Genomic DNA, 26,868 nt, shown 5'->3' with positions numbered 1-26,868 from the left:
GTCAGGTTGTGTGCACCCATCGCCTTGTGGCGATCCGTGCCCCTTCCGTCCTGGTGCCTGAGAGATTGACGAAGCGACCCGGCGCTTCGCTTGCTCCTTCGGCGAGTCGAACCCTACGGCCGACTGCTTTTCGGAATGATCAGCACGCAGACGGTCCGGTTGCCTGAGAGATTCCGGGGCGGTTGCTCCTTCGGCGCCGGCATCGAATGCCGGGCTCTCCCACCTGCGCTAGAATCAAAGTCTCCCGTCTTTGAATCCCGAATGCAATCACCGAGAGACTCAATGATCACGCTCAACTACCTGCACGGCTTCAACTCCGCAGCCCTCGAGACCGATACCAAAGTCGGCGAACTCGCCACCCGCTTCGGCGTTCATCGCATCAACTACGACAGTTTCGCCCCCCGCGCCAGCATCATCGAGTCGATTGCCGCGCAGTCCGTCGAAGGCGACACCACCGCGTTCATCGGCACCTCGCTGGGCGGCTACTTTGCGGCCGTCATGGGTCAGCGTCTGGCGTGCCCCGCGATCCTGGTCAACCCAAGCTGCGACCCGCACTGGGCGCTGGCGCATTACCGCGGCATGACCCTTGAGAATTACAAACTGCCCGATCAGCCACCGCAGACGCTGACCTCGGCGGTCGTCGACTCCTACCGGGACACCGCCCTGTCCACTGACCCGGCGGATTACCCGGTTCCGCCCCTACTCGTGCTGGATACCGGCGATGAACTGCTGGACGCCCGGGCCACCCACAAACGGTACGCGTCGCTGGGTGCGGCACTGGTGTTCGAGGGAGGATCCCACCGCTTCGAGCACATGCCCGAGGCCCTCGACGGCATTGAGGCCTATCTCAGCCGCTCGCCCCGGTCAGCGTCGTGAAAGTCGCGCTCACCACCAGGATGAATCCAATCGCTACCGCTTCGACGTACAACGACCGGCGCAGTCGCCGCCGCGCGCCGGGATGCCCGGCAACCAGTGCCGGTGTGTACCGGCGTTTGTTCAAGGCCGCCAACCATAGCACCCCGGCAAACGCGGCCAGCTTGAGCGCAAAGAGCTGGCCATAGGGTGTCTGCAGGGCAGCGACGATGCCTCCGGTGAGCTGGTCAAGGGTCAGCGCACCGGCCACCAGCAACAGCCCGACAGCCACCGGTGCCTTGTCACCAAAATCCTCGGCAACCCGCGCGGCAGCATTGCCGGGCTGATGGCTCAGGCGCTCGAGCGGCAGGAAGATACCCACCCAGAACGCCAGGCAGAGCATGTGAATGGCCAGCAGGAGATTATCCAATGCGCCGGGCGTGTTGCTGACATGACCACCGACGGCAAACGCTCCAACGATCAGCGCAACACCTGCCAACGATACGGCGGCTCCGCTCGCGCCACGCATCAACCCACCGACCAGCAACACGGCACCGAGGCCCTCCAGGCCCAGTGCCTTTCCCAGCGAGCCCGTGGCCAGCAGGCCCAGTAGCTGAACATCGACCGCGGCCGTCCAGTCATTGCCGGCGAGAAAGACTGCCTCCAGCATCAGCTGGGCCATCAGTGCAAACAGGATGACCGGTACCAGAGCGGCCGCAAGCCGACGCAGAAACCGGCGCTCCTTCAACGGCACGCCGTCGATGGTCAGGCCGACCAGAATGGACCCCGCCGCCACCAGCAGAGCGCCATAAGTGATCGCCTTGAGGCTGATGACAACGCCATCGAAAGCGGTCGCGTCGGCGATGACTTCGAGCACTCAGCGCTCACTCACCGTAAAGCTGAGCGCCGCCGACAGGGTGTGTGCGTCGCCGGACAGGCCGCGCCATTCGAGGGTGTAGTCGCCAGCCGGCAGATTCGGCGGCTCGACGACAAGGCGGTCACTCGCCGAGCGACCGGCCATGGCGCTCACCGCGTAGTCGGTGCCGTCCTCGGCACGCAGCGTGACACTCACAATGCGCATGGGTGCGCTCAGCGCCACGGCGATGCGTTCCGGCGACTCGCCGACGGTTGCCCCATCAGCCGGTGTACTCGATGTCACCATCGGGTGGGCGTTGACGGATCCCGCTGCCAGCGACAGCAAAAGGGCAAGGGTTGCCAACGGCAGAACGAGTGACCTCATGAGTACTCCTGATACAATCCACGACGCTATTCTTGCAACCAATCGTACGCACTCGACCCTGCGTAGGCAACCCGCATCCTGCAGGGGTAGACTGGGAACATGGATCAGTTCAAGAGCACCAACGTATTCGGCAGCGCGCTCCAGCCCTGCGGGCAGGACCCGGTGACCGGGTTTTACCGGGATGGCTGCTGCAACACCGGCCACGCCGACGGTGGCATGCATACGGTCTGCGCCATCGTCACCGAGGCGTTCCTGTCGTTTTCACGCAGCCGCGGCAATGACCTGACTGCACCCGTACCATTCGCCGACTTCCCGGGGCTCAAGCCCGGCGATCGCTGGTGCCTGTGTGCCGGGCGCTGGCTCGAGGCCCATCGCGCCGGTGTCGCGCCGCTGGTCGACCTTGCGGCCACCCACGAAGAAACCCTCGCCGTGATCGGCTTTGAAACGCTCGCCGCCCATGCCGTCGCGGGCGATGATCACGACTAGACCGGGGCGGCGCTGATGCGCGACAAGCCGCGCGACGAGCGGTTCTTCGCCACCGTCAACCCGACGGTGTTCACCGCCTCGGCACTGATCGTCGGCGGGTTTCTGGCGTTTGGCATCCTGCTGCCCGCTCAGGCCACGGCGTTGTTCGAAGCCGTTCACGATCTCATCACCGCCTATCTGGGCTGGAGCTATCTGGTGGTGGTGACGTTCTTTGTCGGCTTTCTGATCTGGCTGGGGCTGAGTCGCTACGGGCGCATCCGCCTGGGTCAGCCCGGGGACCGGCCGCATTTTCGCTTCTCGGCCTGGTTCGCGATGCTGTTCAGCGCCGGGATGGGCATCGGACTGGTGTTCTGGAGCGTCGCCGAACCGATCCTGCATTACCAGAACCCACCGACCGGCCCCGGGGGCACGCGCGAGGCCGCCGGTCAGGCGATGATCTACAGCTTTTTCCACTGGGGACTGCACGCCTGGGCCGTCTACGTGGTGCTGGGCCTGTCAGTGGCATACTTCAGCTTCCGCCATCAGCTGCCGCTGACCATCCGCTCGATCTTCTACCCGCTGATCGGCGATCGGATCCACGGGCCCATCGGTCACGCCATTGATACGCTGGCCGTGTTCGGCACGCTGTTCGGGCTCGCGACCTCGCTCGGCTTTGGGGCAATGCAGCTCAACACCGGACTCAACGAGTTACTGGGGATGCCGGTGGGGCCTGTCTGGCAGGTGGGCATCATCGCCACGATCACCGGGTTTGCCGTGGTCTCGGTGATCTCGGGGCTTGACCGGGGCCTGAAATGGCTGAGCGTCTTCAACCTCAGCCTGGCGCTGCTGCTGCTCGCGTTCATCTTCATGGCCGGCCCGTCGCTGTTCCTGATCCGCTTTCTGCTCGAATCCGTGGGCGGCTATTTCCAGCAACTGGTGGGCCTGAGTCTGTCCACCGGGGCCCTGCAGGGCACTCAGTGGCACGAGGACTGGACCATGTTCTACTGGGGCTGGTGGATCGCCTGGTCCCCCTTCGTCGGGCTTTTCATCGCCCGGATCTCCCGTGGCCGCACCATTCGCGAATTCATTGTCGGCGTGCTCGCGCTGCCGACGCTGTTCGTGTTCGCCTGGCTGACCGTCTTCGGCGGCACGGCCCTGCATCTGGAAGTCTTTGGCGGCAACGCCGGCATTGCCGCGGCGGTCAGCGAGGACACCACGGTGGCCCTCTACCGAACCCTCGACGCCCTCCCGTGGTCGACCCTCACGTCGGCGCTGGCGACACTGCTGATTGCCACATATTTCGTCACTTCGTCCGATTCGGGGACGTTCGTTGTCGACTCGCTGATCTCGCGCGGCGCGACGCACTCGCCGCGCCGCCAGCGGGTGATCTGGGGCATTACCGAGGGAGCGGTCGCCGCGACGCTGCTGTTGATTGGCGGTGAAACCGCGCTGCAGGGGCTCCAGACCGGTGCCCTGACCGCAGGCCTGCCAGTGGCGGTCATCCTGGTGGTCTGCTGCTTCAGCCTGATGCGCGCCCTGCGCTACGAATCGACGGAATCGGATATTCAGCCCATTGCTAGAAAATAGAAAAGGTGACGCATGATCGAGACCGAGCTGGCGATCGTCGGTGCAGGCCTTGCCGGCATGACGGCTGCGCGGACGGCGTTTGACGCCGGCACCCGGCCGCTCATCCTCGAGGCGGGGCATCGCATCGGCGGGCGCATCGAGGGCCTGCCCGACGCCGATGGACGCGTGGTTGGCGATCTCGGCCCTTCATGGGTGTGGCCGGCCTTTCAGCCGGGCATCCAGCGCTGGCTGGACCGCCTTGATCTGCCAGTCTTCGATCAGTACGAGCACGGCGACGCGGTCCTCGATGGATTCGCGCCCACCCCCATGCGCCATCAACTGCCCGGGCAGTTCGGCATGGCGCGCATCGTCGGCGGCCCCAGCCGACTGGTCGAGGCGATGGCAGCGCCGCTGGACGCGGGTTGTTTCCACTATGGCTCACCGGTCGTGTCGATCCGCCAGCGTGATGACGGCCGCCTCGAAGTCCACCGGCAGTCCGGTCCGCCGGTGATTGCCGGGCAGGTTCTGGTGGCGGCGCCGCCCCGGCGGGTTGCCGAGCGCATCACCCTGCCTGCTTCGATCGATCCGGGGCTCCCCCGGGCCCTTGCCGGGCAATCGACCTGGATGGCGGCTCAGGCCAAGGCGATCATCCAGTATGCACACCCATTCTGGCGTGATGCGGGACTTTCGGGCCGTATCGCCAGCCGCGTCGGGCCGCTTTTCGAGGCCCATGACCACACCAGTGCCGAGGGCGATGCCGCGCTGTTCGGATTTATCTCGACCCCGCTTTCCGAGCGCCGGGAGCGATCGCTGGAGCAGCCGATCATCGATCAGCTCACGCGCTGCCTCGGGCCGCAGGCCGCGCAGCCTGATGCCGTGGTGATCCGCGACTGGGCCATGGATGACACGGTCTGTTCCGAGGCCGATCGCCGCGAGCCACCGGCCCACCCCTCGGTGGGGCCTGCGACACTGCGGGCCCCGCACCTGGGCGGACGGTTGTGGTTCTGCGCAGCGGAAACGGCCGACCAGAGCACGGGCCTGCTGGAGGGCGCGCTGCTGGCCGGCGAAGCCGCCGCCCGAGGCGCCCTGGAGCAACGCCCTCAGGTGGCATGAATCCCATGCCGCGCTTCGACGCCTGTATCGGGATTGACTACTCGGGCGCGGCCACCGCCGAGCGCGGACTCACTGGACTGCGTGTCTACGAGGCCACTGCCGGCGGTCCCATCACCGAGATCCGGCCCACTCCGAGCGGCCGCCAGCACTGGAGTCGTCGGGCGCTGGCGGCATGGCTCGAGACGCGTCTGCTCACCGATGACCGCGTCCTCGTCGGCATCGACCATGGGTTCGCCTTCCCCGGCGCGTGGTTCGATGCCCATGGCGTGGCGCGCGACTGGGATGTTTTTCTCGACGACTTCTGTCGTCATTGGCCGACCGACCAGCCCGACACTCCCGTCGAATCCATCCGTCGGGGCGAATGCGGCGATGGCCTGGCCCGCCTCGGCAACGCACGCTGGCGCCGCCATACGGAGCATCCGGTGGGCGCGAAGTCGGTATTTCATTTCGACGTGCCGGGATCGGTGGCCAAATCAACCCACGCCGGGCTGCCATGGATCAATCGTCTACGCCATCGCCTCGGGCCGCGGCTGCATGCCTGGCCCTTTGATGGCTGGTCCATACCCGCGGACCGCTCGGCGATCGCCGAGATCTACCCGTCTTTATGGGCCGCCGACTATCCCCGCGACGGGCGGACGGCCGATCAGCAGGACGCCTACAGCGTTGCCCGGGCGCTGCAGGCCGCCGATCAGAATCATCAGCTTGCCGCCTGTTTCGAGCCGACGCTGGATGCCGCCACCGCGGCGGCTGCAGCGTACGAAGGGTGGATCCTGGGGGTGACGGGCGTCTAGCCCGAAGCGCGGCGCGCCTTTTTCCGGCGCCAGTGCCAGAGGCCTTCCGCGGTCAGCCACAGATCCAGGCCAAAATCACGCTCAAAGGCGGCCCGATCCGCGCCGGCCGGCAATGCCTCGGCCCAGCCGCTGACGAGGCGCCGCTGAAGATCGTCCAGGGAGTCGCACTCAAGCGTCCAGTCAACGGCCGCATCCAGCAGGGTCTGGAGCCGGTCCGCGGCGGCGCGCGGTGCCTCGATCAAAGGGAAATGGGCCGGGGCCACGTAGCGCGGATCGATGTCACGGATGCGCTCGAGGGTCTGGCGATAGGCGTCAGGGTCGAACTGGGGCGGTGGCACGACGGGCACCAGAAACGGCGCGGTGCCTTCGGCATAGCCGGGATAACCCGCGCCGAAGGCGTCGCCGGCGATGAATACGGACCGGTCAGCGTCCAGCAGGCTCAGGTGATGCCAGGCATGCCCCGGCGTGTGGATGACCTGGAGCTGCCTTGCGCCCGTCGCCACCATGGCGCCGTCCTCCAGCGCCACGATGCGCGTCGGGTCCACCGGGACGAGCGGTGCATATTCACGATCAAAGAAGGCGTCGCCGTAGAGCGCCCGGACGCCCGCCTCCAGCCGCCCGGGATCCACCAGATGGTCTACGCCCGAGGGATGCACCCCGAGCCGCGCCGCCGGCAGGGCCTGCATGAGCGGGCCGGCGCCCCCCGCGTGGTCCAGATGCACGTGGGTGGGGATGACCCAGTCCACCGCCGAGCGGTCGAGTCCGGACGCGGCAAGCGCTTCGAGGATGACCGGGACGCTGTGTACGACGCCGGTGTCGACGAGGGCTGCCCGGCCCTGGTCGATGACCAGGTAGCAGGCCGTATGCGCCGGCCGCAGATAGCCGGTGTCGATCCGTATCAGGCCCGGCGCGATCTCCGTGGCGGCGGCGGTTGGCGTTGTATTCCGCGACATCGCCGCCGGCCGCCTAGCGCCGCGCGATCCGCATCATGCCCCAGGCGACGAGACCGGCGCCGATGACCTTGAGAATCGCACCGGGGATGAACGGCACAAAGCCGGCAACCACCGCCTGCTCGGCACTGCCGACCCACACCGCAAGCCACGGCAGTCCCAGCAGATAGACCGGCAGGTTACCGATGCCCGCCGCGGCAATCGCGGTCAGCGGATGCCGGGCCCAGCCGTGAAACGCCAGCCAGCCAGCGACCCATGCCGCTGCCACCATGCCCAGCAGATAACCCCCTGTGGGACCCGCCAGATAGGCCGGCCCACCGCCGCCGACAAACACCGGCAGCCCCATCAGCCCCTGGGCCAGATAGGTCAGCACCGTCGCCGCCCCCAGTACGGGGCCATAGACCATGCCGAGGGCCAGCACCACAAAGGTCTGCATACTGAACGGCACCGGCCAGAACGGGATCTCGACCCGCGCGGAAAGCGCCAGTAATCCCGTGCCCACCAGCACGCAGAGCGCCTGCCGGATGCGGTTGCCATTGGCCCAGTCGGATACCCGGGTGGGTGTATAGGTCGTCATTACTGCCCCCTTATCTTGTTGGTCACTGACATTAGCAAAACCGCCATCGCCCGTCAGCCATTGCGGCGGGTCCACAGCCGGCATTACGCTTGCCGTTTTAGGTTCGGAGAAAACGCAATGGATCGTCGAGGGTTCATCAAGGGCGCCGGCACCGGGCTGGTGGCCGCCGGCAGCATCAACGCGCCGGCAGTGATCGCGCAGCCGCGGCGCTTTCGGCTGAATATGCTGACGTCATGGCCGGCTTCGCTGGACAACCTCTACGGCACGGCCGAGTACTTTGCCGAACGCATCGAGGCCCTCACCGATGGGGACGTCCGGGTCCGCACCTCGCCGGGCGGCGCCGAAGTCGGACCGGTGGAGGTCTACGACGCCGTATCCAGCGGCGCCTTCGAGGCCTGCCACACCGCGCCCTACTACTTCATCGGCAAGAATCCGGCGCACGGCTTTTTCACCTCGCTGCCCTTCGGCATGACCCTGGAGCAGCAGAATGCCTGGATGACCGCGGGCGACGGCCAGACGCTCTGGGACGAGCTCAACGCCCAGGACAATCTGATCGCCTTTCCGGGCGGCAACACCAGTGCCCAGTGCGGTGGCTGGTTCAATGTCCGGATCAACTCGCCGGCCGACCTCCAGGGGCTGCGCATGCGCTTCCCGGGGCACGGCGGGCGTGCCATGGCCAAAGCCGGCGTGAACATCCAGCAGCTTCCCGGCGGCGAGGTATTCACCGCGATGGAGCGTGGCGCGCTGGACGCCGCCGAATGGGTCGGCCCCTACGACGACCAGATCCTGGGCATGCAAGACGTCGCCCAGTACTACTACCTGCCGAGCTGGGCCGAGCCCAGTGCCATGCTTGGCTTTTACTTCAACCTCGACGTCTGGAGCGGGTTCCCGGCCGATATCCAGGCGCAGATCCGTGCCTGCTGCGCCGAGGCGAACAACTGGATGGCGGCTCAGTACCTGGCCAAGAATCCGGTCGCACTCGAGTCCCTGAAATCGCAGGGGGTCGAGGTCCTCGACTTTCCCGACAGCGTCCTGGCCGCTTTCCGCAATGGCGCCGCGGCCGTGCACGAAGAGGACATGGACAACGAGGACTACGCCCGCATCTACCCCAACTGGTCGGCCTTCCGCGACCGGCTGCGCGGCTGGGATCAGGTGAACAGCTACCGGTACCGCGAATTCATCTACCGCGACGCCGACTGAATCAGCCGGCGAGTCCCGGCAGCCAGGTGACCAGGCCAGGGAAGGCCACGATCAGCACAAGCATCAGCAGCTGTATCCCGATGTAGGGCAGGATCCCGGCGTAAATGGCGCGGGTGGGCACCGCATCGGGCGTGACACCGCGCAGATAGAACAGTGAGAACCCGAACGGCGGCGTCAGGAACGAGGCCTGCAGGTTCATCGCGATCAGCACCGCAAACCACAGGGGACTCAGCCCGAAGCTCTCGGCGATCGGCGTCACCAGCGGGACCACGATGAACGTGATCTCGATGAAGTCGAGAAAGAACCCGAGGATGAAGATCGTCAGCATGACGAACAGGATGAAGCTCGTCTCGCCACCGGGCAGCGCCAGCAGAAAGTCTTCCACCAGCCATTGACCGCCCATGGCACTGAACACGGTGGCGAATACCGTGGCGCCCACCAGAATGGTGAACACCATCGCGGTCAGCCGGACCGTGGTGTCGGACACGGACAGCAGACTGCCGCGCGAGAGTTTGCCATAGGCGAGCGCCAGCAGCAGCGCCCCGAACGCCCCCATGGCGCCCGCTTCGGTGGGGGTGGCCAAGCCCACGAAAATCGTCCCCAGCACCGCGCCCACCAGCGCCAGCGGTGGGACCAGGCAGCGCAGCACCGCCAGCCACAGGGGGCCAGCCGGGCCGCGGTCGTCGGCACCCTCCGGCAGCGCCGGAGCAGCCAGGGGCCGGCGCCAGGCAACCAGCGCGATCCATGCCACGTAGGCGATGCCCAGTAACAGGCCGGGGATCAGCGCACCGACAAACAGGTCCCCCACGTTCACGCCCATCTGATCGCCAAGAATGATCAGGACAATGGACGGTGGGATGATCTGGCCCAGCGTGCCGCTGGCGGCGATGGTGCCGGTGGCGAGGCGCTGGTCGTAGCCGTATTTGAGCATGACCGGCAGTGCCAGCACGCCCATCGTGACCACCGAGGCGCCCACCACACCGGTGGCGGCGGCAAGCAGCATGCCCACCAGCACCACCGAGACCGCCAGCCCGCCGCGCAGCCGTCCGAACAGCCGGCCCATGGTCTGCAGCAGGTCCTCGGCAAGGCCCGAGCGCTCGAGCATGCTGCCCATGAAGATGAAAAACGGCACGGCAACCAGGGTGTAATTGTCCATGATCGAGCCATACACCCGCTGCGGCAGGATGCTGAGCCGGGCGACACGGAACAGCGGCTCCCACGGCAGGGCGATGCCCAGACCGGGCAGCCAGTCGCTGGCGATGAGCGTGAACAGCAACCCCGTCCCCGCCAGGGCGAAGGCGACCGGATAGCCGCTGAGCAGGAACACCAGCAGCACGGCGAACATGGCCAGGGGCAGAAGCTCGTAAATCATTGCGCCTCCCGCCCGGTCAGCGTGGCGGCGGCCTTGATCGCCTGACTGATCCCCTGGGCCAGCAACAGCGCGAAACCGATCAGGATGACGGTCTTGATCGGGTAGAGCGGCAACCCCCCGGGGTTAGGGCTGACTTCGCCCCGCGCCCAGGCCAGGGCGACATAGTCAACGCCATTGAGGAGCATGACCCCACAGAATGGCACCAGCGCGAGCAGCGCACCCAACAGATCCACCCACGCCCGCGTGCGGGCGCTGAATCGGGACTGGAGAATGTCGACGCGGATGTGCCCATCGTGGCGGAGCAGATAGGCGCTACCCAGCAGGAAGATCACCGCGAAAGCCTGGATCTGGCCCTCGAGCAGGGCGTTCGAGGACAGCTGCATGCCGAGCTCCGCGCCCAGATAACGGCCAATCACGTTGATCACCCCGAGGGCGATCATCAGCATCGCCACCCATCGCAGCGCCCGGCCCACCCGGTCGCTGAGCGCATCAATCATTCCTGAGAGCGTCAGCAGTCCGCGCATCACACGGCCACTCACCAGGCCGACTCCATCATCGCCACCAGGGTTTCGGCGGGCAGCACCACCGGGTTGCCCTTCATCGATGAGGACCGCTCGGCGGCCGCGGCAATCGCTGGCAGATCACTGCGCGCGAGCCCCGCCGAGCCCAGACCGGGCAGCCCCTGCGTACGGGACCACTGCGCGAGGTGATCAATGGCCGTGTCAGCCTCGCAACCCAGGGCGTCGGCGATCCACCCCTCCACCGCGCGGATCCGCGCGGCGGTTGCACCATGGGTGGCGGCGCGATTGGCCCGCAGGGCCGCTGGCAGCAATGCGCCGGCAATGGCGCCATGGGGCAGGTCGGTCATGCCGCCGAGCGGCCCGGCAAGGCCATGCACCGCACCCAGCCGGGCATTGGCGAGAGCCAGCCCCCCGGTCAGACTGACCCAGGCCATGTCGTCACGCGCGGCCGGATCCTCGCCCGCCATCAATCGCCGGAGCGCCGTCAGTCCCAGAGGAATCGCATCGCGGCAGAGTGCATCGGTAAACCGATTGGCCTGACCGCTGAGATACGGCTCAATCACCTGCGTCACGGCGTCGAGACCGCTTGCCAGGGTGACCGCGGCCGGTGAGTGATCGGTCAGGGCAGGATCGACGAGGGCCACTGCCGGGAGCAGACGCGGATCACGCAGTGACACCTTGCGGCGGGCCTCGGGCACGTCAATCACCGCGTTGCGGGTCGCCTCGGTGCCAGTGCCGGCCGTCGTGGGGAGGGCAATGAACGGCAGCGGCGTGGCATCCAACGCGGCACCGCCACCCACCACCTCGAGATAGTCCAGCACATCCCCCGCGGCCGGGATGAGCGCCGCCACCGCCTTGGCGGTATCGATCACGGACCCGCCGCCCAACCCCACGACCACGTCGACGTCGGCCTGACGCCCCAGCGCCACGCCGGTCTCGATGAGACCCACATCGGGCTCGTGGGGGCAGGCCAGGCACGCGCACCCGGTGCCCATTTCCGTCAGTCCGTCGACCAGCCACTGCGCCCGAGCGGCGTTGGCACCATGAACGACCAGTGCCCGGCGGCCATGGGCGAACACGGTACTGACCGCCTCGACGGCCGTATCCCGACCAAACCGGACATGACGGGGCAGGTGCAGATCAAAGGCGGTGGACATGCGCTTCTCCGGGATTTTTCAAGCCGCCTATCGTCGCAGGCGGATGCCGGGTCGTCCATGCCATCAGATGCACTGTTTATGTGCAGATCGCCCGGACTTGTCCAGACTGGTGCATCCGTGACATAACGGATCCCGGCACCGTTGACGGCCGCGGGTCGAGGAGGAGAGTCCACCCGATTGGCACGTAGTTTGCTTGAGACAGGGGTGCCGAACTGGCTTTGCACACCCTCGAGACAAAAGAGGAACGCGGGAATGAATAAGACAATCATCTCAATGGGCCTTGCCGCGACCGGGCTGCTGGCGTTTGCCGGCACCACACAGGCGGCCACCCTTCAGGACGTGCAGGATGCAGGGGAACTGCGCTGCGGCGTCAGCAACGGGCTGCCCGGGTTTTCACAACCCGACAGCAGCGGCAACTGGGCGGGCATCGATGTGGACACCTGCCGGGCCGTCGCGGCCGCGGTACTCGGTGACGCCGATGCCGTGGAATTCATCCCCCTGACCGCCGCGGAGCGTTTCACCGCCCTGCAGTCGGGCGAGATCGATGTGCTGTCGCGCAACACCACGTGGACGACCACCCGTGATGCGTCGCTGGGCCTGAACTTCACCGGCACCAACTACTACGACGGGCAGGGCTTTCTCATCAAGACCGCGCTCGGCGTCGACAGCGCCTATGACCTCGACGGGGCCGCGGTCTGCACCCAGGCCGGCACCACCACCGAGCTCAACCTGGCCGACTTTTTCCGGGCCAACGACATGGAGTATGAAGCGGTGGTGTTCGACACCTCCGAGGCGAGTGCCCAGGGCTTTGACAACAACCGTTGTGACGTCCTGACCTCGGACACCTCGCAGCTCGCGGCGCTGAAGACCCAGCTGACGGATCCGGATTCCGCCGAGATCCTGCCGGAGATCATCTCCAAGGAACCGCTGGGCCCCGTGGTCCGGCAGGGCGATGACGAATGGTTCAACGTCGTCAAATGGGTGCTGTTCGGGCAGATCAATGCCGAAGAGTACGGCATCACCTCGGAGAACGTCGAAGAGATGGAGTCCTCGGACAACCCGAGCGTGCAGCGTATCGTCGGCACCTCCGGCAACATGGGCGAGATCCTTGGCCTCGACGACGACTTCATGGTCGATGTGATCAGCCAGGTCGGGAACTACGGCGAGATGTTCGAGCGTAACGTGGGCCCGGACACGCCGCTTGGCCTCAACCGGGGCAATAATGCCCTGTGGACCGACGGTGGCATCCTCTACGCACCGCCGTTCCGGTAAGCGCACTACGGCGCAATGAAACCGCCCGGGCGTCGGATGCCGATGCCCGGGTGCTGACAACCCACTCACCCACGGCACAGGCCGGCAGTCATGAGCAGCGACCCGACACCGCTTAAGCCGGGCAACCCCAAACCCTGGAATGATCCGCGCGTCCGCTCGGTGGCCTTCCAGCTCATCGCAATCGCCGCCGTGGCCTGGATCGGATACAGCCTTTTTCAGAATACGATCAGCAACATGGAAAGCCGGGGCATCCGCACCGGGTTCGGGTTTCTGAATGAAACCGCCGGCTTCGGCATCATCATGAGCCTGATCGATTACAACGAAACCATGACCTATGCCCGGACCTTTCTGGTCGGGCTGACCAATACCCTGCTGGTCTCAGGGCTGGGCATTCTTTTTGCGACGATCGTCGGATTCATCGTCGGCATCGCGCGGCTTTCCACCAACTGGCTCGTGGCAAAGCTCGCGCTCGCGTACATCGAGATCTTTCGTAACGTCCCGCTGCTGCTGCAGATCTTCTTCTGGTACTTCGCGGTGCTCGGCACCCTGCCCGGCCCGCGGCAGGCCCTCGATGTCGGCGGTGTCGCCTTTCTGAGCAACCGCGGAATCATCATCCCCCGGCCCGTGTTCGAGGCCGGCGCGGGATGGATCGGCATTGCGTTGATCATCGCGCTGATCGCCTCGGCCGTGATGGTCACCTGGGCGCGCCGCCGTCAGGCCGCGACCGGCCGGATCTTTCCGGCGTTTCCCCTGGCGTCCGCGCTGATCCTCGGCCTCCCGGCGCTCGCCTACTTCGTCATGGGGCGGCCGGTGGGGTGGGATATTCCGGCCATGGGCGGATTCAACTTCTCAGGCGGCATCACCGCCATTCCCGAACTGGGTGCCCTGCTTCTGGCGCTGACGATCTATACCGCGACTTTCATCGCCGAAATCGTCCGCTCGGGCATCGTCTCGGTCAGCAGCGGCCAGACCGAAGCCGCCCTGGCACTGGGACTGCCGCCGCGACGCGTATTGCGACTGGTGGTCATCCCTCAGGCGTTGCGCGTGATCATCCCGCCACTGACCAGTCAGTATCTTAACCTGACCAAGAACTCATCCCTGGCAGTGGCCATCGGCTATCCCGACCTGGTCAACGTATTCATGGGCACGTCCCTCAACCAGACCGGTCAGGCCGTGGAGATCGTCGCCATGACCATGGCGGTCTACCTGGCGATCAGCCTGAGCATTTCGCTTCTCATGAACATCTACAATCGCGCCGTGGCGCTGAAGGAGCGGTAGCGACATGGCCCCGCATCAGCCCCTGCCCAATCAGCCCCCTCCGGTGACGCAGCGTGGCGTCATCCGCTGGCTGCGCGCCAACCTTTTCTCGAGCTGGATCAATGGTCTGGTCACTCTGGTGGTGGGCTACTACCTGCTGAGCACGCTCATTCCGCTGATCGACTGGGCGTTCATCGGCGCGGTCTTTACCGGCGATGGCGTCGACGCCTGTCGGCCCGGCAAGGCCTGCTGGATATTCGTCGAGGAGCGCTTCGGCTTTTTCATGTATGGCTTCTATCCCGAGGCCCTGCGCTGGCGGCCCACCCTGGCGTTCGTGCTGTTCGCCCTCGCCGTTGTCCCGCCGTTTCTGCCACTGCCAGCCAGGCTGCGGCGCGGCGTCGCCATTTTCGGTCTCACCGGGTTACCGGTGGGTGGGTATATCCTGATCGCCGGCGGTGTGTTCGGCCTCGAGTCGGTGGATACCTCCCAGTGGGGCGGGCTGATGCTCACCCTGATACTGGCCTATGTGGGCATCATCGCCGCCCTGCCCATCGGCGTCGCCCTGGCGCTGGGGCGACGCTCCGAAATGCCGGTCATCCGCGGCATCTGCGTGATATTCATCGAATTCTGGCGGGCGGTGCCGCTGATCACCATCCTTTTCATGGCCTCGGTCATGCTGCCGCTGTTCCTGCCGGATGGGGTGACCTTCGACAAACTGCTGCGGGCACTGATCGGCATCACACTGTTCCAGGCCGCGTATATGGCCGAGGTGGTGCGCGGTGGACTCCAGGCAATCCCGAAGGGACAGTATGAGGCGGCCGAGGCGCTGGGGCTGGGATACTGGCGCCGCATGCGGCTGATCATCCTGCCGCAGGCACTGAAGATCGTCGTCCCCGGGATCGCCAATACCGTGATCTCGCTGTTCAAGGACACCACGCTCGTATTGATCATCGGTCTGTTTGACCTGCTCGGTGCGGTCAAGTCAACGCTCAGCGACCCGGCCTGGAACAACGTCATGGCCGAAGGATATCTATTCGTCGCCTTCTGTTTCTGGGTATTCTGCTTTGGGATGTCGCGGTACAGCCACCGCGTTGAAAAGCAGCTCGATACCGACCATCGGCAGTAGTAAAGGACACCCGGCATGGAAAACAACGGCACGGGCTTCGAGGCCGAGACCCTGACCACCCCGGTTGAATCGGCCGCCAGTGATGAGAGCATCATTCAGGTCAACGACCTCAACAAGTGGTTCGGCGACTTCCATGTGCTCAACTCGATCAACCTCGATGTCCAGAAGGGCGAGCGCATCGTGATCTGCGGCCCGTCCGGGTCGGGCAAGTCCACGCTGATCCGCTGCCTCAACCACCTCGAGGCCCATCAACGCGGCCAGATCATCATCGACGGCGTCGAGCTGAATGAAGACGTCAAGAACATCGAGGCCATCCGGCGCGAGGTCGGCATGGTGTTCCAGCAGTTCAACCTGTTCCCGCACCTGAGCGTGCTCGAGAACTGCCTGCTGGCGCCCATCTGGGTCCGTAAGACGCCCCGGCGCGAGGCCATCGAGATGGCCATGCACTATCTCGAACGGGTGCGCATCCCGGAACAGGCGGACAAATACCCGGGCCAGCTCTCAGGCGGACAGCAGCAGCGGGTGGCCATCGCCCGGGCCCTGTGCATGCAGCCCAAGATCATGCTGTTCGATGAGCCGACCTCGGCGCTCGACCCGGAGATGATCAAGGAGGTCCTGGATGTCATGGTCGAGCTGGCGAGCAGCGGCATGACCATGCTGTGTGTCACCCATGAAATGGGCTTTGCCAAGACCGTGGCGGACCGGGTGATCTTCATGGATGACGGCCAGATCGTCGAGGCCGCGCCACCCCGGGACTTTTTCACCCGCCCCGAGCAACCGCGGACCCGCGAGTTTCTCGAACAGATCCTGCAGCACTGAGGAACGGATGATTGGATGAAGCGCGCTCTGGTCATCGACCCGGATGGCGACGAACAGCAGCGGGTCCAGAACATCCTCTGCAGGCTCTGGCCCGAAATTGACCTGATCGCTGTCTCCGACATCAAGTCGGCCCATGGGCAGCTTGGCCGCTCGATGCCGGGACTGCTCATCACCGACTTCTATCTGCCCGACGGCTCGGGGCTTGAGCTGATCGAGCAGATGCGCATGCTCTACCCCGATTCGCCGCGCGTGCTGCTGACCCGGCATGATGACGAGGCCCATCTGCGGGCGGCCCTGCGCCAGGGCATTGACGGCTATATCCTCAAGGACCAGGGCAACGACGGGATCCAGGCGCTATTCGCCGCCATCGGCAAGGGAGACCCCGGGCTCTCGCCCGAAATCACGCGCCTCGCGCTGCGGCAGTTTGAAGCGCCACTGACTGAGCCGGGGTCCGGCACGGGCTCTGAACCCGCCGATAGCGAAGCGGCCGGACTGACCCAGCGCGAGATCGAGGTCCTTGCCCTGCTCTCCCAGGGGCTCGATCGGCATCGGGTGGGCGAGGCACTGGTGATCCGGCCGTCCACCGTGGCCGGCCACATCAAGTCGATCTATCTCAAACTCAATGTATCGACCCGTGCCGAGGCGACCCTGGCGGCGGTCAAACTCGGCCTCGTCGACCTCGAACCGTAGTCACCCGTCCAGCGACACCAGCGCGGGATCCGCGGCAAGGTCGGCCAGCGTGATACCGGCCAGAAAATCCCGGATTTGATCGGACAGATCCGACCACAGGTCATGGGTGATGCAGTGATTGCCCGCGTCATCATGCCCACCCCCGTCATCCACCATGGCGGCAGCCGGCGGATCCACCGCCATGATGACCGCCGCCACGCTGATCGTGTCGGCCGCCCGGGCCAGGCGATAGCCGCCGCCCGGTCCGCGCATGCCATGGACCAGTCCGTCGCGGCGCAGATCGGCGAACAGCTGCTCAAGATAGGACAGGGAGAGCGACTGACGCTGGGAGATATCCGCCAGCGTGACCGGCCCACCGTCCTGATGCAGCGTCAGGTCCATGATGGTGGTCAGGGCGTAGCGGCCCTTCGTTGAAAGGCGCATGCAACCCCCTCCTAGACGGCCCAGCGTCTTGCGGAAGGCCTCAGCACGACCGCTTCGCCGCTGGCACTCGGAAAACCGTGTCCCTCGCCAAGACAGTAGCGCAGCCAGCGATAGAGGAACCGGTTGGCCCCCCAGCGCCAGGCCAGCGGCGCCTGCCCCGCGGTCTCGGTCTCAGTGGCCAGCACCTCGGCCACCCGGGCATCGTGATAGATACGCACCTGCAGATCCGGCAGCGACTCATCACCATCACGACGGGCAAACCGGTGGGTGAGCATCAGCGTGGTGGTGTAGGGGCAACGTTCAATGACTTCAAGATGCAGATCGGGGCCGCGGTCAACGCTCGAGACCTGCGCGTCACGCCGTCCGTCAAGCTGCGGCACCAGGCGGCGCAGGAAGATGTAGTTGCTCTCGTAGAGCTCCATGAGCGCGGCGAAACTGCCCTGCGGCGGGCGCTCTGCAACGAGTTGGCCAGGCTGCTTGATCATGCGCGGATGCTAGCACAGCCACGCGGCGTGGGACGCCCCCTGACTGGCATCAAAGCCGGGATTTTAATAGAGTCGCCGCGGAAGATGACGCGACTGGATGATCATCGCCGCGATCTCCTCAATGGACATGGTGGTGGTGTTCGAGAAAGGCAGTTTCTCCTGGTGAAAAAGCCCCTCGGCGCGAGCCGTTTCATACTGACACTGGCGCAGCGACGCATAACGGGTGTTCGCGCGCCGCTCGGCACGGATCTGGGCGAGCCGTTCGGGGCGGATCGTGAGCGCGTAGATCCGCTGGCGGAACGGCCGCAGCACTTCCGGCAGCCGGCCACTGAGCAGATCATCATCAGTCAGCGGATAGTTCGCCGCGTAGATCCCGTACTGAAGCGCCATGTAGATGCAGGTCGGTGTCTTGCCCGAGCGCGACACGCCGACAAGGACCACGTCGGCCTGCTCGTAGTGACGCACCGCGGCGCCATCGTCGGCGGATAGCGCGTAGTTCATGGCATCGATACGCAGCTTGTACGCCCCGGGATCGGCAATGCCATGGCTGCGGCCGATGGTGTGGCTCGACTCCATGCCGAGCTCGCTCTCGAGCGGGCCGATGAAGGTGTCAAAAAAATCAAGCACCACGGCGTTGACCCGCCGCAGGCGGTTGCGCAGGCCCGCATCGATGATGGTGCTGAAAACGATGGGGCGCACGCCGCTGGCGCGTCCCGCCGACTCGATCTGCTCGATGGCGGCATCCACCGCGTCCGGGCTGTCGGTAAAAGGCATGCTCACCGGCGAGGCCTCGAGCGCGAACTGGGTGAGCAGACTGTGGCCAAGCGTCTCGGCGGTAATCCCGGTGCGATCCGATATGAAAAAGACACTGCGCGATTCAGACATGGCGGGACTCGACTTGATCAACGATAATCACGCATCAGTATACCGGTGCGGCACATACTTTTAACGGGAGAGCGGTAGTGAGCGAATATGTAGTCTGGTTCGAGTCGCTGGGCATGGACGATGTCGAGCGGGTGGGCGGCAAGAATGCCTCGCTCGGTGAGATGATCAGCAACCTTTCCGGGGCGGGCGTACAGGTCCCCGGGGGCTTCGCCACCACCGCGCAGGCGTATTGGGACTTTCTGGATGAAAGCGGGCTGCGGCCGCGGATCGAGGCCGCCCTCGACGGTCTGGACATCGACGATGTCCAGGCGCTGGCACGGGTTGGCGCACAGATCCGCTCGATGATCATCGAAACCCCCTTCCCGGCGGAACTCGACGAAGCGATCGCGAAGGCCTGGTCGCAGCTGGTCGAGCGTTCGCAGAAAGCCGATCTGTCGGTGGCGGTGCGGTCCTCAGCGACCGCCGAAGACCTGCCCGACGCCTCCTTCGCCGGCCAGCAGGAGACCTTTCTCAACGTCCGCGGGCTTGACAACGTCCGCCGCACGATCCGGGACGTCTTCGCCTCGCTGTTCAACGACCGCGCGATCTCCTACCGCGTGCACCATGACTTTGCGCACGACAAGGTCGCGCTCTCAGCGGGCATTCAGGAAATGGCGCGCACCGATGTCGGTGCCTCGGGCGTGATGTTCACCATGGACACCGAATCCGGCTTCCGTGACGTGGTGTTCGTGACCGCCTCCCATGGTCTTGGCGAGACCGTGGTGCAGGGCTCGGTCAACCCCGACGAGTTTTATGTTCACAAGGCGACGCTGGCCGCCGGGCGGCCCGCCGTCCTGCGCCGGACGATGGGTGAGAAGGCCATCAAGATGGTCTATGAGGACGACCCGGACAGCGACGAGACGGTGCGGGTCGTCGAGACATCACAGGCGGAACGGGCCGGTTTCTGCCTCAGTGATGCGGATGTCGAGTCGCTGGGGCGTCAGGCGATGACCATTGAGGCCCACTATGGCCGCCCCATGGACATCGAGTGGGGTAAGGATGGCGAGACCGGGCGCCTGTACATCCTCCAGGCCCGGCCAGAGACGGTGAAAAGCCGCGACGGCGGCCAGAGTCTACAGCGCTACCAGCTCCACGAACGTGGTCAGGTGCTGGTTGAAGGCCGCGCCATCGGTCAGCGTATCGGCGCCGGCCGCGCCCGTGTGGTGGATGATCTCGAGGACATGCACACCGTCGAGGCCGGCGACGTCCTGGTCACCGACATGACCGATCCCGACTGGGAGCCGATCATGAAGCGTGCCTCGGCGATCGTCACCAACCGCGGTGGGCGAACCTGCCACGCCGCCATCATCGCCCGCGAACTGGGCATCCCCGCGGTGGTCGGCACCGGCAATGGCACCGACCGCCTGCATGATGGCCTCGAGGTGACGGTGTCCTGTGCCGAAGGAGATACCGGCTACATCTACCGGGGCATCCAGGATTTCGAGATCCGCAACATCGAGCTGGGCAACATGCCCGAGCTGCCATTCAAGATCATGATGAATGTGGGCAACCCGGACCGCGCCTTCGACTTTGCCCAGCTGCCCAATGCCGGCGTAGGGCTGGCCCGGCTCGAGTTCATCATCAACCGCATGATCGGCATCCATCCCCGGGCACTGCTGGAGTATGACCAGCAGCCGGATGACCTTAAATCGGTCATCGACAATCAGATCGCCGGTTATGATGATCCGGTCAGTTTCTACGTCGATAAACTCGCCGAGGGCATCAGTACACTGGCCGCGAGCTTTGCCGATCAGCCGGTGATCGTGCGCATGTCCGACTTCAAGTCCAACGAGTACGCCAACCTCATCGGCGGGGCGGCCTACGAGCCCGAGGAAGAGAACCCGATGATCGGCTTCCGTGGGGCGTCGCGCTACATCTCGGAGGACTTCCGGCCCTGCTTTGAGCTCGAATGCCGGGCCCTGCGCAAGGTGCGCGAGGAAATGGGGCTGACCAATGTCTGGATCATGATCCCGTTCGTGCGCACCCCCGATGAGGGCCGTCAGGTGGTGGATCTGCTTGCCCGCAACGGGCTCGAAAAGGGTCGTGACGGGCTCAAGGTCATCATGATGTGCGAGCTGCCGTCGAATGCCGTGCTGGCCGACGAGTTCCTCGAGATCTTCGATGGCTACTCCATCGGCTCCAACGATCTCACCCAGCTCACCCTGGGGCTGGACCGCGATTCAGGACTGGTCGCGCACCTGTTCGAAGAGCGGGACCCGGCCGTCAAGGCGCTGCTGCACATGGCGATCCAGGCCGCCAACAAGGCGGGCAAATATGTCGGGATATGCGGCCAGGGCCCCTCGGATCACCCCGACCTGGCGCGCTGGCTGATGGATGAGGGCATTGATAGTGTCTCACTCAACCCTGACAGCGTGGTCGAGACCTGGCTGTACCTGGGCGGCGAGACCCACTGATGGCGGCCATGCCACGAGTGATCGCGGCGCATCATCTGGCGCGGCGCCTGGGCGACCCCGGGATCCAGGTGGTGTTTGTGGGCGATGAGACCGTTCACGCTCAGGGCCACATCGAGGGGGCGACCTGCCTGCGCTATGCGGATCTGGTAGCCGCCCGGCCCCCGGCCAGCGGGCTGCTGCCGGATTCGGCCACACTCGCGAGGGTGCTGGCCGAAGCGGGCATCATCCCGACGCGGCATGTCGTTGCGTATGACGCGAGCGGCGGTGGCGCCGCCTCGCGACTGCTCTGGACCCTGGACTGCGTGGGTCACGACGACTGGTCGCTGCTCGACGGCGGACTGCCGGCGTGGCGGGCGGAAGGACTGCCACTGGTGGCCGACACCCACGCAGCCCGGGCCGGGGCGCCGCCCTACCCCGTCGATACGGCCGCCAGCCGCGCGCGGGCGGACGCCGACTACATCGAATCACACCTCGACGACCCGGATGTGGTCATCCTCGATGCCCGCTCGCCGGGCGAGTATCGCGGCGACGACGTTCGCGCGGCACGCGCCGGGCATATTCCCGGCGCCGTCAATCTGGACTGGACCGATAACGTCGACGCAGCCGGTGACGGCCGCCTGCGGCCAGCGGAGAGCCTGCGCGAGTCCTATGCCGCACTCGGCGTAACGCCCGAGCGCGAGGTGATCACGCACTGCCAGACGCATCACCGCTCATCGCTGAGCTATGTCGTGCTGCGCTGGCTCGGATTCGAGCGGGTCCGCGGATACGATGGGTCCTGGTCGGAATGGGGTAACGACCCGCGGCGCCCCGTCAGTGCCGGGAGCAACGCCTGAGCACGCCCGACATCAACCACCCCTTGCCGCCTCACACAGAAAACTGGCGCGGTAGTGGCGCAGCTCGGCGATGGAGTCGCGGATATCGTCAAGCGCCAGATGCGAGCTCGTCTTACCGGTGGTCTCGGCCACGGAAGGCAGCCAGCGCCGCGCCAGCTCCTTGAGCGTGCTCACGTCGATGTGCCGGTAGTGGAAGTACCCCAGGAGCTCGGGCATCACCCGATGGAGGAAGCGACGATCCTGACAGATGCTGTTGCCGCACATGGGCGACACCCCCGCCGGCACCCATTGCTCGAGGAATCGCAGGGTCTGACGCTCGGCCTCACGCTCATCCACCACGCTCTGACGCACCCGCTCGAGCAGGCCCGAGCCACCGTGCTGGGTCTGATTCCACTCGTCCATGCCGGCCAGTACCGACTCAGGCTGATGGATGGCCAGCACCGGCCCCTCGGCAAGCACATTCAGATCGGCGTCAGTGACGATCGTGGCAATCTCGATGACCTGGTCGCGATCGACGTCGAGCCCGGTCATTTCAAGATCGATCCAGATCAGATTCGTCGCCGAGTAAAGCATTGGTCTGCATTCCCCTTGCCTGCATTGAGCCGGCAGTCTACCAAAGCCACTCCCCGACCGAGACACCCACGCCATGGATGAGACCGGCAGCCGCGTGATCGTGAGCAGCGGCAATCACTGCCTTGTGGCCGACTCGTCCGGCGCGCTGCATCGCTGCCACCCCCGCAGTCGGCGCGCGCCCCGCCCGGTCTGTGGCGACCGGGTGGACTGGTCCGCCGACGCCACCGCGGGCTGGATCGATGCGATCCGGCCGCGCACCAATCTCATCGAACGCGGTGACTTTCGCGGTCGACCTCGGGGTCTGGCCGCCAATATCGACCGCATCGTCGTGGTGATCGCCCCACAGCCTGTCCCCGACGCCCTGCTGATCGACCGCTATATCGTCCTCGGCGAGGCACTACGCATTCCGCTGCTCATCTGGTGTCACAAGCAGGACCTGGCCCCGTCGACGCCGACGGGGGCGATGCGCGCCTTACGGACGCGCTGCGAGCACCAGGGGATCGTCCTGATGACGGGCAGCCTCCTATCCGACGACGGGCTCGCCCACCTGGAGACCGCGACCCGCCATGAAGCCCTGATCCTGGTGGGGCAGTCCGGGGTCGGCAAATCGTCCATCACCCAGGCCCTCATCCCCACGGCATCGCGGCGTATCGGGGAAATATCCGCGACCAGCGGCCAGGGCCGGCATACCACCAGTGCGACCACTTGGTTCGAGCGCCCCGATGGCGGCGCCGTGGTCGACTCGCCCGGGGTCCGCACATTGCGGCTCGACCATCTATCCGCGAGTGACGTGGATGCCGCATACCCGGAGATTGCGGCGGCCACCCGCCGCTGTCGTTTCAATGACTGCCGTCACGGCCATGAGCCCGCCTGCGCCATTCGGCAGGGGCTGGAGAGCGGTGAAATAGACGCCGGGCAATGGCAACGCTGGCAACGCCTTCGTGAGGAAACCGGCGGATGACGGTGTTTTTCGTGGTGCTGGCCACAGCCGCCGGTACCCTCCTCGCCCAGCGTCAGGGCGTGGAGGCCGTGATCGGTGCGCTACTGTCAGCCGGCGAGCTGATCGCCCTGGTCATTCCACTGGTGGTCATCGCCATTGTCATGGCGGCCTATGCCCAGGCCCTGCTACCCCGGGAGATCGTTGAACGATGGCTCGGCCGTGATGCCGGCTGGCGCGGGCTTTTCATCGCCATTGCCGCCGGCGCGGTCACCCCGGGCGGACCGTTCATGGCGTTTCCGCTGGTTGTCGGACTGCGTGCGGTGGGTGCCTCGCTGCCGATCTGCATCACCTACCTGACCGCCTGGTCGGTGCTCGGAATCCAGCGCATCCTGATCTGGGAATTACCCTTCTTTGGCGTCGACTTTGTTGTGCTGCGCCTTCTCGTGTCACTGCCCCTGCCGCTGATCGCGGGCGTCACCGCCCAATGGCTGGGCGAGCCGGTGCGCCGCTGAATGGTCTATGCCTATCTGAGCATCCTCGGCATGGCACTGACACTTGGCGTGATGGGCCATCGCCATAGCGCGGTCAGCCATGTCAGCGTCATCCGTGGGGCGTGGCGACAGCTCGCTCCGCTGCTGATCCGACTGCCCATCGCACTGATTGCCGCAAGCCTTGTCGGTGAACTGATCCCCCAGGCGCTGTTCGGCGAGTGGCTCGGTGCCCGCTCGGGGCTCACCGGCGTTGTCATCGCCTCGGCGCTCGGCGGCATCCTGCCGGGCGGGCCGACCGTCACATTCCCACTGATCCTGGTGCTCGAGCGCGCCGGCGTGGGCACCCCGCAGCTCATCGCGCTGCTGACCGGATGGTCGTGTTTTGCCCTCCATCGTGTGCTTGCCTATGAACTGCCGACCCTCGGCTGGGCGTTCGTCTGGCGCCGCTGGCTGGTCAGCATGGTGCTGGGCCCGCTGGCGGGCGCCCTGGCCCTTTCCTGGCTCGGATGAGTCCGGCCGTTTGCGCTGATCAGAAAAGTTGATCTATAGTTAACTCAACCTGGACACGGAGACCGGGCAATCCGATACCCGATCGACCGCGCAAAATTCAGACTGCATGCGCTGTGCAGCAGACTCTCCCCTTTCCATCGCACCGGTGCAGGCGCGACCCCGTTATCAGCGGGTACTCGGGCCGCTCCGGCTGATGGCCAATCCTTCAATTAATCCAAGATAATGGAGAAAACCATGAGTAAGCGTCCTCTATACGCCCTCGTCCTCGCCGGTGCGATGGCACCCATGGCGGCCAACGCCGAGTGCGGCGAAGTGTCCGTCGCCGAGATGAACTGGACCTCAGGCGGCATCATGACCGGTGTCACCGAGTTCCTGCTCGAGCAGGGCTATGGCTGCGATGTCACGGTTGTGCCGTCGGCGACCACCACCGCGATCACCTCGCTGGCCGAGAACAACGAGCCCGACATCGTGCCTGAGCTGTGGGTCAACTCCGCCCCGCTGTACTTCGAGCTTGCCGAAGAAGGCAAGGTCGTGAAGGCCTCCGACGCCTTCAGCGAGGGCGGTACCGAGCACTGGCTCGTGCCGAGCTACCTCGTCGAGGAAAACCCCGAGCTCGGCACCATTGAAGGGATCCTCAACAACCCTGAGCTCGTCGGCGCCCGTTTCCACAACTGCCCCGACGGCTGGGGCTGCCGGATCGTCAACGACTCGCTGAAAGAGGCGTTTGATCTGGAAGGCAATGGCATCGAGGTGTTCAACCACGGTTCCGGCGAGACCCTTCAGGCCGCCATGGCATCGGCCTATGAGGCCGGAGAGCCCTACTTCGGCTACTACTGGGGTCCCACCGCACCGCTCGGCAAGTACGACTTCGTGAGCGTTGATCTGGGTCCGTACAACGAGGAAGTCCACGACTGCAACCAGAACACCGAGTGCAACGAGGTCGGCGTCTCGTCGTTCCCGTCCGCCAGCGTGTTCAACGTCGTGACCGCGGATCTGGCCGAGCGCGAGCCGGAAGCCTTCGAGCTCATGCAGAACGTCACGTTCGACAACGACGTCATGAACGGTCTGCTGGCCTGGCATACCGATAACGAGGCAACCGTTGACGAGGCGGTCGTCTACTTCCTGCAGAACAATCAGGAAGAGTGGATGAGCTGGCTGAGCGAGGATGCCCGTTCCAACCTGCAGGGCATGTTCTAAGGGCACGCGCCCTGACATGACCACAGGCGTCGGGGCTTCCGCCCCGGCGCCTTTTCTCATCCCACGAAAGGAATCCGCCGATGGCGACCTACGATTTTATTTTCAACAGCCTGGGACTGCGCCAGTGGTGCGGCGAGAAGGGCGGTGGATCCATGAGTATGGATGACCTCCTGGCCAGCCAGAACACCGGTTCGCCCTCCCTATGGGAACTCCCGTTCCCGTCCCTCGACAACCTCAACGAGGCCTGCCCGGCCATTGCCCAGACGCGAGATCTGACCAGCGGTCTGGAGAGTGGCTTCCTTGCCATCAAGGACAGCCTCAAGTTCGTGCTTGACCCGATCACCCAGCCATTGAGCTGGTTTTTGAACGGCGCCCTCAACATGTTCCAGACCGTGCCCTGGTTCATCATGGTGCCGATCATGCTGGCCGTGGTGTTCGTCGCCTCCAAGTCGGTCCGGCTGGTGGGCATGGTGGCCGCCATGATCCTGTTCCTCGCCTTCATCGACCACTACGACTACGCCATGCAGACGCTGGCGATCATCTTCGTCTGCTCGCTGATCTGCGTATTGCTGGGGGTGCCCATCGGCATCGCCATGTCCCGCAGCGACAACCTGCAACGCGGTATCACGCCGGTGCTGGACATGCTCCAGACCCTGCCGCCGTTTGTGTATCTGATCCCGCTGATCTTCCTGTTCTCGATTACCGAGCCCAAGCTCTACGGCATCGCGATCATCCTCTACGCCATCGTGCCGGTGATCCGACTGACCAACCTGGGGATCCGGCTGGTCGACAAGGACGTGATCGAGGCCGCGGATGCCTACGGCATGACCGATCGGCAGAAGCTCTATGGCGTGCAGATCCCGCTCGCGCTTCCCAACATCATGGCGGGTGTCAACCAGACCATCATGATGAGCCTGGCCATGGTCGTGATCGCCTCGCTGGTGTCCGCGCCGGGTCTGGGCGTGCTGGTGCTGCGCGGCATCCGCAACCTCGAGCTGGGTGTGGGACTGGTTTCCGGGCTCGGCATCGTCCTCCTCGCCGTCATCCTCGATCGTGTGACCAAGGCCGCGCTGGCCCGCGTCAACACGTCGCAGCAGTAATCACAGGAGG

General features: G+C 65.4%; 29 protein-coding genes and 1 riboswitch. Of the genes, 18 read left to right on the top strand and 11 right to left on the bottom strand.

The genetic code is table 11. From position 1 onward, the window contains the following. Positions 1 to 141: 141 nt before the first annotated feature. Positions 142 to 232: riboswitch (glycine riboswitch) on the bottom strand. A 29-nt stretch (positions 233 to 261) separates the two neighbouring features. Beyond that, entirely contained in the window at positions 262 to 876 is a 615-nt protein-coding gene (locus BA899_RS06305; RefSeq protein WP_159300099.1) for a YqiA/YcfP family alpha/beta fold hydrolase, read from the top strand. On the opposite strand, the gene BA899_RS06300 is transcribed toward BA899_RS06305, so the two are convergent. Both BA899_RS06300 and BA899_RS06295 read right to left on the bottom strand, forming a co-directional pair. Beyond that, the gene (locus tag BA899_RS06300) at positions 848 to 1,729 is read right to left on the bottom strand and encodes a copper resistance D family protein (protein WP_159300098.1); all 882 of its coding nucleotides are present in this window, start codon (positions 1,727 to 1,729) and stop codon (positions 848 to 850) included. The genes BA899_RS06305 and BA899_RS06300 overlap by 29 nt on opposite strands. Next, positions 1,730 to 2,092, bottom strand: coding sequence for a copper resistance CopC family protein (locus BA899_RS06295; RefSeq protein WP_159300097.1), 363 nt, complete (start codon positions 2,090 to 2,092; stop codon positions 1,730 to 1,732). A 99-nt stretch (positions 2,093 to 2,191) separates the two neighbouring features. Here BA899_RS06295 and BA899_RS06290 point away from each other — a divergent pair, with 99 nt between their 5' ends. From BA899_RS06290 to BA899_RS06275, 4 genes are read left to right on the top strand one after another with little or no spacing between them, the layout of a single operon-like run. Beyond that, complete coding sequence (locus BA899_RS06290) at positions 2,192 to 2,578, top strand: DUF2237 family protein (RefSeq protein WP_110882593.1); 387 nt, start codon at positions 2,192 to 2,194, stop codon at positions 2,576 to 2,578. A 15-nt stretch (positions 2,579 to 2,593) separates the two neighbouring features. Further along, positions 2,594 to 4,144 (top strand): BCCT family transporter, encoded by a 1,551-nt coding sequence (locus tag BA899_RS06285; protein ID WP_159300096.1) that lies wholly within the window; start codon positions 2,594 to 2,596, stop codon positions 4,142 to 4,144. A 12-nt stretch (positions 4,145 to 4,156) separates the two neighbouring features. Further along, entirely contained in the window at positions 4,157 to 5,236 is a 1,080-nt protein-coding gene (locus tag BA899_RS06280; protein WP_159300095.1) for an FAD-dependent oxidoreductase, read from the top strand. Further along, positions 5,233 to 6,027: a hypothetical protein gene (locus tag BA899_RS06275; RefSeq protein ID WP_159300094.1), complete on the top strand. Its 795-nt coding sequence runs from the start codon at positions 5,233 to 5,235 to the stop codon at positions 6,025 to 6,027. Before BA899_RS06280 ends, BA899_RS06275 begins: the two co-directional genes overlap by 4 nt. Here BA899_RS06275 and BA899_RS06270 read toward each other — a convergent pair. Together BA899_RS06270 and BA899_RS06265 are read right to left on the bottom strand one after the other, a co-directional pair. Continuing rightward, a complete protein-coding gene (locus tag BA899_RS06270) occupies positions 6,024 to 6,980 on the bottom strand; it encodes an MBL fold metallo-hydrolase (RefSeq protein ID WP_159300093.1) in 957 nt (318 codons plus the stop codon). The genes BA899_RS06275 and BA899_RS06270 overlap by 4 nt on opposite strands. Before the next feature lie 13 nt (positions 6,981 to 6,993). After that, positions 6,994 to 7,554 carry a biotin transporter BioY gene (locus BA899_RS06265; protein ID WP_159300092.1) on the bottom strand — a complete coding sequence of 187 codons (561 nt, stop codon included), beginning with the start codon at positions 7,552 to 7,554 and terminating at the stop codon, positions 6,994 to 6,996. Between the two features lie 117 nt (positions 7,555 to 7,671). Between BA899_RS06265 and BA899_RS06260 the strand changes: the two genes are divergently transcribed. Then, positions 7,672 to 8,754: a TRAP transporter substrate-binding protein gene (locus BA899_RS06260; RefSeq protein ID WP_159300091.1), complete on the top strand. Its 1,083-nt coding sequence runs from the start codon at positions 7,672 to 7,674 to the stop codon at positions 8,752 to 8,754. A gap of 1 nt (position 8,755) precedes the next feature. On the opposite strand, the gene BA899_RS06255 is transcribed toward BA899_RS06260, so the two are convergent. From BA899_RS06255 to BA899_RS06245, 3 genes are read right to left on the bottom strand one after another with little or no spacing between them, the layout of a single operon-like run. Next, entirely contained in the window at positions 8,756 to 10,126 is a 1,371-nt protein-coding gene (locus BA899_RS06255) for a TRAP transporter large permease subunit (protein WP_069134030.1), read from the bottom strand. Further along, entirely contained in the window at positions 10,123 to 10,665 is a 543-nt protein-coding gene (locus tag BA899_RS06250; protein WP_235011820.1) for a TRAP transporter small permease subunit, read from the bottom strand. Before BA899_RS06250 ends, BA899_RS06255 begins: the two co-directional genes overlap by 4 nt. Beyond that, positions 10,662 to 11,804: an iron-containing alcohol dehydrogenase gene (locus BA899_RS06245; RefSeq protein WP_148122140.1), complete on the bottom strand. Its 1,143-nt coding sequence runs from the start codon at positions 11,802 to 11,804 to the stop codon at positions 10,662 to 10,664. Before BA899_RS06245 ends, BA899_RS06250 begins: the two co-directional genes overlap by 4 nt. A 252-nt stretch (positions 11,805 to 12,056) precedes the next feature. On the opposite strand from BA899_RS06245, the gene BA899_RS06240 reads away from it, so the two are divergent. The 5 genes from BA899_RS06240 (at position 12,057) to BA899_RS06220 (ending at position 16,968) form a co-directional block, all read left to right on the top strand. After that, positions 12,057 to 13,076 carry an amino acid ABC transporter substrate-binding protein gene (locus BA899_RS06240; RefSeq protein WP_069134027.1) on the top strand — a complete coding sequence of 340 codons (1,020 nt, stop codon included), beginning with the start codon at positions 12,057 to 12,059 and terminating at the stop codon, positions 13,074 to 13,076. 90 nt (positions 13,077 to 13,166) lie between these two features. Continuing rightward, positions 13,167 to 14,354 (top strand): amino acid ABC transporter permease, encoded by a 1,188-nt coding sequence (locus BA899_RS06235; protein WP_144348428.1) that lies wholly within the window; start codon positions 13,167 to 13,169, stop codon positions 14,352 to 14,354. 4 nt (positions 14,355 to 14,358) lie between these two features. Further along, a complete protein-coding gene (locus BA899_RS06230; RefSeq protein ID WP_148122141.1) occupies positions 14,359 to 15,459 on the top strand; it encodes an amino acid ABC transporter permease in 1,101 nt (366 codons plus the stop codon). Positions 15,460 to 15,549: 90 nt separating this feature from the next. Further along, positions 15,550 to 16,278, top strand: a complete 729-nt coding sequence (locus BA899_RS06225; protein ID WP_198515279.1) for an amino acid ABC transporter ATP-binding protein — start codon at positions 15,550 to 15,552, stop codon at positions 16,276 to 16,278. 15 nt (positions 16,279 to 16,293) lie between these two features. Then, positions 16,294 to 16,968: a response regulator transcription factor gene (locus tag BA899_RS06220; RefSeq protein WP_069134023.1), complete on the top strand. Its 675-nt coding sequence runs from the start codon at positions 16,294 to 16,296 to the stop codon at positions 16,966 to 16,968. On the opposite strand, the gene BA899_RS06215 is transcribed toward BA899_RS06220, so the two are convergent. The 3 genes from BA899_RS06215 to BA899_RS06205 all read right to left on the bottom strand — a co-directional run bounded on the left by BA899_RS06215 (position 16,969) and on the right by BA899_RS06205 (position 18,761). After that, positions 16,969 to 17,391 carry an Rrf2 family transcriptional regulator gene (locus BA899_RS06215; RefSeq protein WP_144348430.1) on the bottom strand — a complete coding sequence of 141 codons (423 nt, stop codon included), beginning with the start codon at positions 17,389 to 17,391 and terminating at the stop codon, positions 16,969 to 16,971. A gap of 11 nt (positions 17,392 to 17,402) precedes the next feature. Next, complete coding sequence (locus BA899_RS06210; RefSeq protein WP_144348431.1) at positions 17,403 to 17,876, bottom strand: DUF1249 domain-containing protein; 474 nt, start codon at positions 17,874 to 17,876, stop codon at positions 17,403 to 17,405. A gap of 63 nt (positions 17,877 to 17,939) precedes the next feature. Beyond that, complete coding sequence (locus BA899_RS06205; protein WP_069134020.1) at positions 17,940 to 18,761, bottom strand: pyruvate, water dikinase regulatory protein; 822 nt, start codon at positions 18,759 to 18,761, stop codon at positions 17,940 to 17,942. A gap of 77 nt (positions 18,762 to 18,838) precedes the next feature. Between BA899_RS06205 and ppsA the strand changes: the two genes are divergently transcribed. Further along, on the top strand, positions 18,839 to 21,214 hold the full coding sequence (gene ppsA / locus BA899_RS06200) for a phosphoenolpyruvate synthase (RefSeq protein WP_069134019.1): 2,376 nt from the start codon (positions 18,839 to 18,841) through the stop codon (positions 21,212 to 21,214). Between the two features lie 8 nt (positions 21,215 to 21,222). Continuing rightward, positions 21,223 to 22,047, top strand: coding sequence for a sulfurtransferase (locus tag BA899_RS06195; protein ID WP_370456324.1), 825 nt, complete (start codon positions 21,223 to 21,225; stop codon positions 22,045 to 22,047). Positions 22,048 to 22,059: 12 nt separating this feature from the next. On the opposite strand, the gene orn is transcribed toward BA899_RS06195, so the two are convergent. Further along, on the bottom strand, positions 22,060 to 22,620 hold the full coding sequence (gene orn / locus BA899_RS06190; RefSeq protein WP_069134017.1) for an oligoribonuclease: 561 nt from the start codon (positions 22,618 to 22,620) through the stop codon (positions 22,060 to 22,062). A gap of 73 nt (positions 22,621 to 22,693) precedes the next feature. Between orn and rsgA the strand changes: the two genes are divergently transcribed. The 5 genes from rsgA to BA899_RS06165 all read left to right on the top strand — a co-directional run bounded on the left by rsgA (position 22,694) and on the right by BA899_RS06165 (position 26,858). Further along, the gene (rsgA, locus tag BA899_RS06185; RefSeq protein ID WP_159300089.1) at positions 22,694 to 23,581 is read left to right on the top strand and encodes a ribosome small subunit-dependent GTPase A; all 888 of its coding nucleotides are present in this window, start codon (positions 22,694 to 22,696) and stop codon (positions 23,579 to 23,581) included. Continuing rightward, on the top strand, positions 23,578 to 24,072 hold the full coding sequence (locus tag BA899_RS06180) for a hypothetical protein (protein WP_159300088.1): 495 nt from the start codon (positions 23,578 to 23,580) through the stop codon (positions 24,070 to 24,072). Before rsgA ends, BA899_RS06180 begins: the two co-directional genes overlap by 4 nt. Continuing rightward, positions 24,073 to 24,561: a hypothetical protein gene (locus BA899_RS06175; protein WP_159300087.1), complete on the top strand. Its 489-nt coding sequence runs from the start codon at positions 24,073 to 24,075 to the stop codon at positions 24,559 to 24,561. It begins immediately after the preceding gene. Between the two features lie 234 nt (positions 24,562 to 24,795). Then, positions 24,796 to 25,758, top strand: a complete 963-nt coding sequence (locus tag BA899_RS06170) for an ABC transporter substrate-binding protein (protein ID WP_159300086.1) — start codon at positions 24,796 to 24,798, stop codon at positions 25,756 to 25,758. 80 nt (positions 25,759 to 25,838) lie between these two features. Continuing rightward, positions 25,839 to 26,858 carry a proline/glycine betaine ABC transporter permease gene (locus BA899_RS06165; protein ID WP_069134013.1) on the top strand — a complete coding sequence of 340 codons (1,020 nt, stop codon included), beginning with the start codon at positions 25,839 to 25,841 and terminating at the stop codon, positions 26,856 to 26,858. Positions 26,859 to 26,868: the final 10 nt, after the last annotated feature.

Origin of the sequence: Spiribacter sp. SSL99 (assembly GCF_009805925.1) — a bacterium.
Taxonomy (GTDB): Bacteria; Pseudomonadota; Gammaproteobacteria; order Nitrococcales; family Nitrococcaceae; genus Spiribacter; species Spiribacter roseus.
This window is presented reverse-complemented; position numbering and strand designations above follow the sequence as displayed.

What these genes read in the sequence shown, in the direction of transcription:
- BA899_RS06305 (WP_159300099.1), top strand. Translation starts at nt 262, where the DNA reads ATGCAATCACCGAGAGACTCAATGATCACGCTCAACTACCTGCACGGC.
- BA899_RS06295 (WP_159300097.1), bottom strand. Translation starts at nt 2,092, where the DNA reads ATGAGGTCACTCGTTCTGCCGTTGGCAACCCTTGCCCTTTTGCTGTCG.
- BA899_RS06290 (WP_110882593.1), top strand. Translation starts at nt 2,192, where the DNA reads ATGGATCAGTTCAAGAGCACCAACGTATTCGGCAGCGCGCTCCAGCCC.
- BA899_RS06285 (WP_159300096.1), top strand. Translation starts at nt 2,594, where the DNA reads ATGCGCGACAAGCCGCGCGACGAGCGGTTCTTCGCCACCGTCAACCCG.
- BA899_RS06280 (WP_159300095.1), top strand. Translation starts at nt 4,157, where the DNA reads ATGATCGAGACCGAGCTGGCGATCGTCGGTGCAGGCCTTGCCGGCATG.
- BA899_RS06275 (WP_159300094.1), top strand. Translation starts at nt 5,233, where the DNA reads ATGAATCCCATGCCGCGCTTCGACGCCTGTATCGGGATTGACTACTCG.
- BA899_RS06270 (WP_159300093.1), bottom strand. Translation starts at nt 6,980, where the DNA reads ATGTCGCGGAATACAACGCCAACCGCCGCCGCCACGGAGATCGCGCCG.
- BA899_RS06265 (WP_159300092.1), bottom strand. Translation starts at nt 7,554, where the DNA reads ATGACGACCTATACACCCACCCGGGTATCCGACTGGGCCAATGGCAAC.
- BA899_RS06260 (WP_159300091.1), top strand. Translation starts at nt 7,672, where the DNA reads ATGGATCGTCGAGGGTTCATCAAGGGCGCCGGCACCGGGCTGGTGGCC.
- BA899_RS06255 (WP_069134030.1), bottom strand. Translation starts at nt 10,126, where the DNA reads ATGATTTACGAGCTTCTGCCCCTGGCCATGTTCGCCGTGCTGCTGGTG.
- BA899_RS06245 (WP_148122140.1), bottom strand. Translation starts at nt 11,804, where the DNA reads ATGTCCACCGCCTTTGATCTGCACCTGCCCCGTCATGTCCGGTTTGGT.
- BA899_RS06240 (WP_069134027.1), top strand. Translation starts at nt 12,057, where the DNA reads ATGAATAAGACAATCATCTCAATGGGCCTTGCCGCGACCGGGCTGCTG.
- BA899_RS06235 (WP_144348428.1), top strand. Translation starts at nt 13,167, where the DNA reads ATGAGCAGCGACCCGACACCGCTTAAGCCGGGCAACCCCAAACCCTGG.
- BA899_RS06230 (WP_148122141.1), top strand. Translation starts at nt 14,359, where the DNA reads ATGGCCCCGCATCAGCCCCTGCCCAATCAGCCCCCTCCGGTGACGCAG.
- BA899_RS06220 (WP_069134023.1), top strand. Translation starts at nt 16,294, where the DNA reads ATGAAGCGCGCTCTGGTCATCGACCCGGATGGCGACGAACAGCAGCGG.
- BA899_RS06215 (WP_144348430.1), bottom strand. Translation starts at nt 17,391, where the DNA reads ATGCGCCTTTCAACGAAGGGCCGCTACGCCCTGACCACCATCATGGAC.
- BA899_RS06210 (WP_144348431.1), bottom strand. Translation starts at nt 17,876, where the DNA reads ATGATCAAGCAGCCTGGCCAACTCGTTGCAGAGCGCCCGCCGCAGGGC.
- BA899_RS06205 (WP_069134020.1), bottom strand. Translation starts at nt 18,761, where the DNA reads ATGTCTGAATCGCGCAGTGTCTTTTTCATATCGGATCGCACCGGGATT.
- BA899_RS06195 (WP_370456324.1), top strand. Translation starts at nt 21,223, where the DNA reads ATGCCACGAGTGATCGCGGCGCATCATCTGGCGCGGCGCCTGGGCGAC.
- orn (WP_069134017.1), bottom strand. Translation starts at nt 22,620, where the DNA reads ATGCTTTACTCGGCGACGAATCTGATCTGGATCGATCTTGAAATGACC.
- rsgA (WP_159300089.1), top strand. Translation starts at nt 22,694, where the DNA reads ATGGATGAGACCGGCAGCCGCGTGATCGTGAGCAGCGGCAATCACTGC.
- BA899_RS06180 (WP_159300088.1), top strand. Translation starts at nt 23,578, where the DNA reads ATGACGGTGTTTTTCGTGGTGCTGGCCACAGCCGCCGGTACCCTCCTC.
- BA899_RS06175 (WP_159300087.1), top strand. Translation starts at nt 24,073, where the DNA reads ATGGTCTATGCCTATCTGAGCATCCTCGGCATGGCACTGACACTTGGC.
- BA899_RS06170 (WP_159300086.1), top strand. Translation starts at nt 24,796, where the DNA reads ATGAGTAAGCGTCCTCTATACGCCCTCGTCCTCGCCGGTGCGATGGCA.
- BA899_RS06165 (WP_069134013.1), top strand. Translation starts at nt 25,839, where the DNA reads ATGGCGACCTACGATTTTATTTTCAACAGCCTGGGACTGCGCCAGTGG.